General features: G+C 52.0%; 12 protein-coding genes. 11 read left to right on the top strand and 1 reads right to left on the bottom strand.

Annotated elements, in window-relative coordinates; all coding sequences use genetic code 11:
• From GKAS_RS21050 to ldtE, 11 genes are all read left to right on the top strand, one after another.
• The coding region (locus GKAS_RS21050; protein WP_210436386.1) for a hypothetical protein at nucleotides 1–404 on the top strand (404 nt) is incomplete at its 5' end.
• A gap of 98 nt (nucleotides 405–502) precedes the next feature.
• Nucleotides 503–1084: a helix-turn-helix transcriptional regulator gene (locus GKAS_RS21045; RefSeq protein ID WP_035897147.1), complete on the top strand. Its 582-nt coding sequence runs from the start codon at nucleotides 503–505 to the stop codon at nucleotides 1082–1084.
• 88 nt (nucleotides 1085–1172) lie between these two features.
• Nucleotides 1173–1574, top strand: a complete 402-nt coding sequence (locus GKAS_RS21040) for a DUF6246 family protein (RefSeq protein WP_316150784.1) — start codon at nucleotides 1173–1175, stop codon at nucleotides 1572–1574.
• 97 nt (nucleotides 1575–1671) lie between these two features.
• On the top strand, nucleotides 1672–2298 hold the full coding sequence (locus GKAS_RS23485; RefSeq protein ID WP_147281532.1) for a PIN domain-containing protein: 627 nt from the start codon (nucleotides 1672–1674) through the stop codon (nucleotides 2296–2298).
• A 452-nt stretch (nucleotides 2299–2750) separates the two neighbouring features.
• Complete coding sequence (gene sufA / locus GKAS_RS21030; RefSeq protein ID WP_035897146.1) at nucleotides 2751–3119, top strand: Fe-S cluster assembly scaffold SufA; 369 nt, start codon at nucleotides 2751–2753, stop codon at nucleotides 3117–3119.
• A 10-nt stretch (nucleotides 3120–3129) separates the two neighbouring features.
• Nucleotides 3130–4617, top strand: coding sequence for a Fe-S cluster assembly protein SufB (gene sufB, locus GKAS_RS21025; RefSeq protein WP_035897144.1), 1488 nt, complete (start codon nucleotides 3130–3132; stop codon nucleotides 4615–4617).
• A 17-nt stretch (nucleotides 4618–4634) separates the two neighbouring features.
• The gene (sufC, locus tag GKAS_RS21020) at nucleotides 4635–5381 is read left to right on the top strand and encodes a Fe-S cluster assembly ATPase SufC (protein WP_035897141.1); all 747 of its coding nucleotides are present in this window, start codon (nucleotides 4635–4637) and stop codon (nucleotides 5379–5381) included.
• Complete coding sequence (sufD, locus tag GKAS_RS21015; protein ID WP_035897136.1) at nucleotides 5356–6630, top strand: Fe-S cluster assembly protein SufD; 1275 nt, start codon at nucleotides 5356–5358, stop codon at nucleotides 6628–6630. The genes sufC and sufD overlap by 26 nt, the downstream gene beginning before the upstream one ends.
• On the top strand, nucleotides 6627–7847 hold the full coding sequence (gene sufS / locus GKAS_RS21010) for a cysteine desulfurase SufS (RefSeq protein WP_035897135.1): 1221 nt from the start codon (nucleotides 6627–6629) through the stop codon (nucleotides 7845–7847). Before sufD ends, sufS begins: the two co-directional genes overlap by 4 nt.
• Nucleotides 7848–7859: 12 nt before the next feature.
• Nucleotides 7860–8276, top strand: a complete 417-nt coding sequence (gene sufE / locus GKAS_RS21005; protein WP_035897133.1) for a cysteine desulfuration protein SufE — start codon at nucleotides 7860–7862, stop codon at nucleotides 8274–8276.
• A 109-nt stretch (nucleotides 8277–8385) separates the two neighbouring features.
• Complete coding sequence (gene ldtE, locus GKAS_RS21000) at nucleotides 8386–9402, top strand: L,D-transpeptidase LdtE (protein ID WP_035897131.1); 1017 nt, start codon at nucleotides 8386–8388, stop codon at nucleotides 9400–9402.
• Nucleotides 9403–9467: 65 nt separating this feature from the next.
• Here ldtE and lpp read toward each other — a convergent pair.
• Nucleotides 9468–9697, bottom strand: a 230-nt coding sequence (gene lpp, locus GKAS_RS20995) for a murein lipoprotein Lpp (RefSeq protein ID WP_072011453.1), incomplete at its 5' end; no start/stop codon positions are given.

Raw genomic sequence — 9697 nt, 5'->3', positions numbered from 1 at the left:
ACGGGGTGGCGGTGGATAATAATATTAAGCTTCTTGGATATAGAATTGATAATAGACTTTATTATTCCGTAGAAAACAAAACCTTGATTTCTTTAGATGGCAGTGAGAAAAGCATCCCACTCAGAACAACCAAAGCACGCTTGCTTGAATATTTATTGCTAAAATCAGGTAGTAAAATAATTACCGATCAGGAGTTGCTAATAAATATCTGGGACAAATATGGGTTGAGCTCTTCGAGTCAACGTCTGTGGTTGGTTATGAGAGAATTGAAAGTCATCCTGGGTGTATTCAATGTGTCAGATGATCTGTTTATACGGGTAGAAAACAACGGCTATCTCGTTGATGTTGCATTTGTTCGTGAAGTTGTCGAATTTACGAGGAAGGTGAAGACCGGAGATCGTTAGGTTACATCTGAAAGCGACTGCCTAATTTTTAGCGCACTTTAATTGAGGATAATAAAATAAACCCAGCGTTCACCAGCACAAAAAGCAATCTAATAGTTGTGTACACGAATAACTATTGGCTTTACCAGGGGATAAAACTTTCTCTTAAAGACTTTGATGTATTCCACTATATAGATGAACGCATCGACTTTAATCAACAGAAAATGATATTTGTAGACGGCAGTATTCTTCTTGAGGGTAAAAGTGATAACTTCATCTCTTTTATTTATTCGAACTGCATTGATCGGATAGTATGGCTGACAGGTCACGATACGGGAATGGTATATCCTCTTTGGGCTGCTGGTGACCGTGTTATCAATATTAATAAGAGTCGCGACTGCTTCTCACAGGTTTTGCGAGCTGCGGCGACAGAACTGTCGATGGAAGGTATTGCATACTACGTACGGCTTTCACCAACTGAAGCCCTTATCCTTAACTATCTTGCTAAGGGCTTCTCTATTGCCCAAATCGCTTTTATGACGGACAAAGCGGCGAAAACAATCTATCAACACCGTGCGACGATACTGAAAAAACTGGGTTATAAAAATGCTGCTTTCATGCAATCTATATTTTTGAGATTCGGCAAGTTGATGTGGACGAATAGAAGGCCACGGTTGGCAGACGTTTCTGCAGCATCCTAGCCACCTACATCTGGAGGTACCCGCAATATCAGATCACAAACGCGGATCTGATGCGTGTGGCAATGGCTAGAGGCTATACAGAAACGGTATCAACCGTGGCTGGTATCGTGCAGGGGGCTGTGATGAGGATATTACGCACGTTATCGGTGAATACCGGGTGCTACCCAACGGTAAGCTTTTTATTCGTCCAAGCAAGCTACCGCCGAACGAGCTGGTTGTACTGACGCAGCATCTTATCACTTACGGTGTTCTGTGCGATCAACCGCCAGCCACGGGGGAAGGGCAAGGCGAGTACAGCTCGCGTTTTGATGTCCGTTCGTGGGTTTACATGGCTATGGCTCACCTTGGCGTTAGTGAGTCTGAGGCGTGGGGCATGATGATGACGCGTCTACGCGCTGCACTGGCTGCAAAATACCCGCAGAAAGAAAGCCAAAAATCCCGAGCGATGAAGAGTATGAAACGTTTATGGAAATGGGTGATGCACTTATGACTGCGGATGCAGAGCGTGAATAATTAAATATTTAGCAGACGCAATATCAATAGGTATATAATATTATCAAAATTATACACATCATGGAGGCATGGTTTTGAGTGATATAATATATGCATTGATTGATTATGAAAATATATCCTCACTTGAAGGAATAAATCTGGATAAATACGAGAAAATAATAGTATTCACTGGTGCATTACAAGATGCCATAAAGATTCCTGCTACAACACTTGTAAGTGAATTATCCATTAGAGTCGTGAGGGTAAGCGCCGTTTCGAAAAATAATGTCGATTTTCATTTGGTATTGGAATTAGGGTTGCTAAGTGGCACGCTTCACGATGATATAAAATTTCATGTGATATCAAATGATAAAGGATACGATGATGTTATTGCTTACCTGTGTAAATTAGGGCGGGATTGTGTTCGCGTAACTCCGGCACAACCCATAAAGACTAAAATTAATCCCCCTGCTAACCAAGCACCTGATCCAAAATTCACTGTTTATGCAGATATTGTTAATAAACAGGTTCAACATCTGCTCAAATGTTGTAGAGAGTCTAATAACATGCCATCAAAATATGAAGCGCTGACGTCATGGCTAAAATGTCATATGAGGTCTGAATGGACCCCTGAGCGGGAATTGCAGATTAAAAGTATCTTAAAACAGCAAGGTGTCATTCATCTAAGTGGCGAAAAAATAACGTGGATTCGTGCAAGATAGAGTACACAAAGCTTCACTCGCATCTACCGAAGCATTACGAAATATGGCCTTATGGCATTTTATGGGGAAAATTTGGGGGAGTTTTGGCGTTGGGGGCGTTAAAAAGTCCGCTATTGTCCCTTAATGTCCATAGGGCGCTTTTCCTAACTTACTGATTATCCAATAAGTGCTTGATTCACTGAACATGTTAAAATCGATTTAATAAATAGGCATTGGCTATACATCTTTAGCTCATCTCGCCAACCCACCTATCATCCTCAATAAATCCAATATTTTCAAAGCATTGTAAAAATAAATCTATCTTATTCGGCGTTTGTCGCAGGGTCTATGCTTATAAAAAGGCATTTATAAAGGGAAAACCGCGAATACCCCCACGCGGCGCGGGTTGAAGTGATAATCATTATCACTAACATAGCGTTATCCCTTTGTAGCTCCACTGATGAGGTAGACCTATGGATTTGCATTCAGGAACTTTCGATCCGAACGACGTCAGCTGGCGTGGTATTACGCTGACTCCGTCTGCGGCGGCGCATATCCGTGAGCTGGTAAAACAACAGCCCGGTATTCAGGGCGTTCGACTCGGAGTGAAGCAGACCGGCTGTGCGGGTTTCGGCTATGTGCTGGACGCGGTCAACGAGCCGGATAAAGACGATCTGCTGTTCGAAGCCGACGGCGCGAAGCTGTGGGTGCCTTTAAGCGCGATGCCGTTTATTGACGGCACGGAAGTGGATTACGTGCGGGAAGGCCTGAACCAGCTGTTTAAATATCATAACCCGAAGGCGCAGAACGAATGTGGCTGCGGCGAAAGCTTCGGGGTATAGGCGGTACATAATGACGCGCAATACTGATGCAAGTGACGATGTCCAGACCTGGGCCGGTGGCCCGCTGAACTATAAAGAAGGGTTTTTTACCCAACTACAGACCGACGAACTGGCAAAAGGCATCAACGAAGAGGTGGTGAGAGCCATCTCGGCCCGGCGCAATGAACCCGAGTGGATGCTCGAATTTCGCCTGAAGGCCTACCATGCCTGGACTCAGATGGAAGAGCCGCATTGGCTGAAAGCCCACTATCAATCGCTGAACTATCAGGACTACAGCTATTACTCCGCGCCGTCCTGCGGTAACTGCGATGATACCTGCGCTTCCGAGCCTGGTGCGCAGCAGCAAACCGGGGCCAGCAGCTTTCTGACCGATGAAGTTGAAGCGGCCTTCAACCAGCTCGGCGTTCCGGTACGCGAAGGCAAAGAGGTGGCGGTGGACGCCATTTTTGACTCTGTCTCGGTCGCCACTACCTATCGCGAAAAGCTAGGCGAGCAGGGGATCATATTCTGTTCCTTTGGCGAAGCGATCCACGATCATCCTGAGCTAGTCCAGCGCTACCTCGGTACTGTCGTGCCCGAAAACGATAACTTCTTTGCCGCGCTGAATGCGGCGGTGGCCTCGGACGGCACCTTTATCTACATCCCGAAAGGGGTGCGTTGCCCGATGGAGCTGTCGACCTATTTCCGCATCAACGCCGAAAAAACGGGTCAGTTTGAACGGACGATTTTGATTGCCGATGAAGGCAGCTACGTCAGCTATATCGAAGGCTGTTCCGCCCCGGTACGCGACAGCTACCAGCTGCACGCGGCGGTTGTTGAGGTGATCATCCATAAAGATGCAGAGGTGAAATACTCCACCGTACAAAACTGGTTCCCTGGCGACAACAACAGCGGGGGGATCCTCAACTTCGTCACCAAGCGTGCGCTGTGTGAAGGGGAAAACAGCAAGATGTCGTGGACGCAGTCGGAAACCGGCTCGGCGATCACCTGGAAATACCCAAGCTGCATCCTGCGTGGTGATAACTCGGTTGGTGAGTTTTTCTCGGTGGCGTTGACCAGCGGTCATCAGCAGGCCGATACCGGCACCAAAATGATCCACATTGGTAAGAATACCCGTTCGACCATTATCTCGAAGGGGATCTCTGCCGGGCATAGCCAGAACAGCTATCGCGGGCTGGTGAAAATCATGCCGACGGCGACCAATGCGCGTAACTATACCCAGTGCGACTCTATGCTGATTGGCCCGGACTGCGGCGCGCATACCTTCCCGTACGTTGAGTGTCGCAACAACAGCGCGCAGCTGGAACATGAAGCCACAACCTCACGTATCGGGGAAGATCAGCTGTTCTACTGTTTGCAGCGAGGAATTAGCGAAGATGACGCTATCTCAATGATTGTGAACGGCTTCTGTAAAGATGTTTTCTCGGAGCTGCCGCTGGAATTCGCCGTGGAAGCGCAAAAATTGCTGGCTATCAGCCTTGAGCACAGCGTCGGTTAAGGATTAAGGGAAACGATATGTTGAATATCAAAGAATTAGCGGTCTCGGTTGACGATAAAGCGATTTTGCGCGGCGTTAACCTGAACGTGCGTCCGGGTGAGGTGCACGCCATTATGGGGCCGAACGGTTCGGGGAAAAGTACGCTCTCCGCGACGCTGGCTGGCCGTGAAGATTACACCGTCACCGGTGGTTCGGTCACCTTTAAAGGAAATGACCTGCTGGCGCTGTCGCCGGAAGAGCGCGCGGGAGAGGGCATTTTCATGGCCTTCCAGTATCCGGTTGAGATCCCGGGCGTCAGCAATCAGTTCTTCCTGCAAACCGCGCTGAACTCGGTCCGTGCGCACCGGGGCCAGGAGCCGCTCGATCGTTTTGATTTCCAGGATCTGATGGAAGAGAAAATCGATCTGTTGAAGATGCCTGCGGATCTCCTGACCCGCTCGGTCAACGTCGGTTTTTCCGGCGGGGAGAAAAAGCGCAACGATATTCTACAGATGGCGGTGCTGGAACCGGAACTCTGTATCCTTGATGAAACGGACTCCGGGCTGGATATCGATGCCCTGAAAATCGTCGCCGACGGGGTGAACTCACTGCGCGACGGCAAGCGGGCGTTTATCATCGTCACCCACTACCAGCGCATTCTGGATTACATCAAGCCTGACGTGGTGCACGTGCTCTATCAGGGGCGAATTGTGAAATCCGGCGACTTCCGTCTGGTGAAACAACTGGAGGAGCAGGGCTATGGCTGGCTTAGCGAACAACAGTAGCGCGCTGCAACAGTGGCAGGCGCTGTTCCAGTCGCGGGGCGGCAACGTTTCACCTCAGGCGCAGCAGCACCTCCAGCAAGTACAAAAGCTGGGTTTGCCGACACGTAAGGATGAAGACTGGAAATACACCTCGTTGGATAAACTGCTTGCCAGCACTTTCGTTGCTCCGGCACTGCCCGCGCTGACCGCAGAAAAGCGTGATGCCCACGCGGTGGCGTTGGATGCTTACCGTCTGGTGTTTGTTGATGGGCAGTTCGATGCCCGTCTGAGCGACGATTTATCGGTGAGCGGGTTTGAGGTATCAGTCGATAACCAGCGTCAGTCGCTGCCGGAAGCGGTTCACGGCGAAGTCTTTCTCCACCTGACCGAAGGGCTGGCGACCAGCGTGACCCATATTCAGGTGGCGCGTAACCAACATCCGGCAAAACCGCTGCTGCTGCTGCATATTACTCGTGGACTTGATTCTGATGAGATGAACACCGCGCACTATCGCCATCACCTGCGGCTGGCGGAAGGGGCGCAGGCGACGGTGATTGAACAGTACGTCAGTCTGAATGCGGCGCGCCATTTTACCGGTGCAAGGTTGACCGCGGAGGTGGCGGATAATGCGCAGCTTCATCATTTTAAGCTAAACGTTGAAAACGCCCTGAGTTACCACTTTGCCCATAACGATCTTCGCCTGGGACGCGACGCCTCGGCCTTCAGCCACAGCTTCCTGCTGGGCGCTGCGGTCACGCGCCATCACACCAGCACGCAGCTAAACGGTGAAAACAGCACCCTTCGGGTGAACAGCCTATCGATGCCGGTGGGTAACGAGGTATGCGATACCCGCACCTGGCTTGAGCACAATCAGGGCTACTGCAACAGCCGTCAGCTACATAAAACCATCGTTAACGATAAGGGCCGGGCGGTGTTTAACGGCGTGATTACCGTAGCACCGCACGCGATCAAAACCGACGGGCAGATGACTAACAACAACCTGCTGCTTGGCCGTCTGGCGGAAGTGGATACCAAACCGCAGCTGGAAATCTACGCGGATGACGTGAAGTGCAGCCACGGTGCCACCGTAGGCCGTATCGACGACGAGCAGCTCTTTTACTTACGCTCACGCGGGGTCGCATTAGAGGAAGCGAAAAGAATCATCCTCTATGCGTTTGCCGCTGGGCTGACCGATGCCATTGTCCTTGAGCCGCTTAAGCAGTATGTGCTGACGCGTATTGGGCTGCGTCTGGCTGGAGGTAAACAATGACTTTTTCCGTACAACAGGTTCGTGGTGACTTTCCGGTGCTGGCTCGTGAGGTTCACGGTCAGCCGCTGGTGTATCTCGACTCCGCCGCCAGCGCGCAAAAACCGGAGCAGGTGATCAACGCCGAAGCCACCTTTTATCGTCACGGCTATGCCGCCGTTCACCGCGGGATCCACACGCTAAGCGCTGAAGCCACGCAGCGCATGGAAGACGTTCGTCAGAAAGTGGCGCACTTCCTCCATGCCGCCAGCGCCGAAGAGATTGTGTTTGTGCGCGGCACCACCGAAGCGATTAACCTGGTGGCGAATAGCTGGGGAAACAGTAACGTCAAAGCGGGTGACAATATCGTGATCACCGCTATGGAGCATCACGCCAATATCGTACCCTGGCAGATGCTCTGCGCGCGCAGCGGGGCGGAGCTGCGGGTTATCCCTCTTACCCCTGACGGTACGCTGCAGCTTGATGCCGTAGAGGCATTGTTTGACGAACGTACCCGGTTGCTGGCGGTCACGCAGGTCTCTAACGTATTGGGCACAGAGAATCCGCTGCCGGCCCTGATTACTCTGGCACATCGCCACGGTGCGAAGGTGCTGGTGGACGGGGCGCAGGCGGTGATGCATCTGCCGGTTGATGTGCAGACGCTTGACTGCGACTTCTATGCCTTCTCTGGTCATAAGCTTTATGGCCCGACCGGGATTGGCGCACTGTACGTCAAAGCCGAGATTCTTCAGGAAATGCCACCGTGGGAAGGGGGCGGTTCAATGATCGCTACCGTCAGCCTGACCGAAGGTACTACCTGGACCAAAGCGCCCTGGCGCTTTGAAGCGGGTACGCCTAATACTGGCGGTATTATCGGGCTGGGGGCGGCGTTGGATTACGTGAACGGATTGGGGCTGACGGCGATTGATGAATATGAACAGACGCTGATGCGTTATGCGTTGGACGCGCTGGCCACCGTGCCTGATCTGCATCTTTACGGTCCCGCTGAGCGCCGTGGGGTGATAGCCTTTAATCTCGGCAAACATCATGCTTATGACGTGGGCAGTTTTCTCGACAATTACGGTATCGCCGTGCGTACCGGACACCACTGTGCGATGCCGCTGATGGCGTTTTATCAGGTTCCCGCAATGTGCCGTGCCTCGCTGGCGATGTACAACACCGTAGAAGAGGTCGACAGACTGGTCGCAGGGTTACAGCGCATCAGGCGTTTACTGGGTTAACAGGGAGCAACAATGGCGGCTTTACCGGATAAAGACAAACTGCTGCGCAACTTCCAGCGCTGCGCAAACTGGGAAGAAAAGTACCTCTATATCATCGAACTGGGCCAGCGCCTGGCGCCGCTCAGCGCGGAACAGCACAGCCCGGAGCATATCATTCAGGGCTGTCAAAGCCAGGTGTGGATAGTAATGGGGCGTGATGAGTTGGGAAGAATCACGCTACAGGGCGATAGCGATGCCGCTATTGTTAAAGGCTTGATTGCCGTGGTGTTTATCCTTTACGATGGAATGACTGCCGCCGACGTTCAGGCCTTCGATGTTCGCCCCTGGTTTGAACAGTTGGCGCTGGCGCAGCACCTGACTCCCTCACGCTCCCAGGGGCTGGAAGCGATGATTCGGGCAATTCGTACGCAAGCAGCGAGTTTTAGCTAATATCAAATAGACAGCTTTCATTCTGTTACGAAAGGCGGGTCTGAGCCCGCCACGCTGGTGGTTCAGCTTTCTGGCACGTTGTCAGTGAATATGAATAAGGAATCCAGATATGAAGCGCGCGTCCCTCTTAGCACTCAGCATTTTAGGAGCCCTCAGCGCCATTTCTAGCGCCTGGGCCGTTGACTACCCGTTACCCCCTGCCAACAGTCGTTTAATCGGCCAGAACCAAACCTACACCGTTCAGGACGGTGATAAGAATCTACAGGCCATCGCCCGACGCTTTGATACTGCGGCGATGCTGATCCTCGAAGCCAACAACACGATTGCACCAGTGCCAAGACCTGGAACCGTCGTGACTATCCCGTCGCAAATGCTGCTGCCGGATGTGCCGCGCGAAGGCATCGTGGTGAATCTCGCTGAACTGCGCCTCTATTACTTCCCGCCGGGAGAGCAGCAGGTACAGGTTTACCCTATTGGTATAGGTCTTCAGGGGCTGGAAACGCCGGAAATGACCACGCGAGTTGGGCAGAAAATTCCAAACCCAACCTGGACACCCACGGCGGGTATCCGTGCGCGTTCACTGGAGCGTGGCGTCACGCTGCCAGCAGTGGTTCCCGCAGGGCCGGGTAACCCGCTAGGGCTCTTTGCGCTGCGCCTGGCGTATGGCAACGGTGAATATCTCATTCACGGTACTAACGCGCCGGACAGCGTCGGACTGCGCGTCAGTTCGGGCTGTATTCGCATGAACGCACCAGATATCAAAGCGCTGTTTGCCCAGGTGCGCAGCGGAACGCCGGTCAGGGTTATCAACGAACCGGTTAAATATGCTGTAGAGCCGGATGGCTCTCGCTATCTGGAAGTGCATCGTCCACTGTCGCAGAACGAAGCACAGGACACGCAAACCATGAAGATGACGTTATCCCCTGGCTTTAAGCAATTCGTCCAGCAGGCAAGCGTGAGCGAAGATCAGGTGAAGAAAACGCTGTCGCGTCGTGCCGGTTATCCGGTGATTATCTCTACGGGGAAAGGAACGGCTTCTGCGGCTGAGCCGGTGCTGTCGGTGCAGAACAGTGCGCGGAATGAAACGGTTGGCACAGAAACGTCATCAGGGAAGGTGACGCAGTAGAGCGGGGCAAATCGCAGGCAAAAAAAAATGGCGCACAATGTGCGCCATTTTTATTACCAGAACTCTTACTTACGGTAAGAGTGAGCCTGGTTGTCCAGACGCTGGTTAGCACGAGCTGCGTCGTCTTTAGCAGCCTGAACGTCGGAACGCATTGCGTTCACGTCGTTGCTCAGCTGGTCAACTTTAGCGTTCAGAGTCTGAACGTCAGAAGACAGCTGATCGATTTTAGCATTGCTGGAGCAACCTGCCAGCAGAGTAGAACCCAGGATTACCGCGCCCAGTACCAGTTTAGTAC

Source organism: Kluyvera ascorbata ATCC 33433, assembly GCF_000735365.1.
In the GTDB taxonomy this organism is placed as follows: domain Bacteria; phylum Pseudomonadota; class Gammaproteobacteria; order Enterobacterales; family Enterobacteriaceae; genus Kluyvera; species Kluyvera ascorbata.
This window is presented reverse-complemented; position numbering and strand designations above follow the sequence as displayed.

Coding starts and splice junctions, on each gene's coding strand:
- sufB (WP_035897144.1), top strand. CDS start 3,130: ATGACGCGCAATACTGATGCAAGTGACGATGTCCAGACCTGGGCCGGT.
- sufD (WP_035897136.1), top strand. CDS start 5,356: ATGGCTGGCTTAGCGAACAACAGTAGCGCGCTGCAACAGTGGCAGGCG.
- sufA (WP_035897146.1), top strand. CDS start 2,751: ATGGATTTGCATTCAGGAACTTTCGATCCGAACGACGTCAGCTGGCGT.
- sufC (WP_035897141.1), top strand. CDS start 4,635: ATGTTGAATATCAAAGAATTAGCGGTCTCGGTTGACGATAAAGCGATT.
- sufS (WP_035897135.1), top strand. CDS start 6,627: ATGACTTTTTCCGTACAACAGGTTCGTGGTGACTTTCCGGTGCTGGCT.
- ldtE (WP_035897131.1), top strand. CDS start 8,386: ATGAAGCGCGCGTCCCTCTTAGCACTCAGCATTTTAGGAGCCCTCAGC.
- sufE (WP_035897133.1), top strand. CDS start 7,860: ATGGCGGCTTTACCGGATAAAGACAAACTGCTGCGCAACTTCCAGCGC.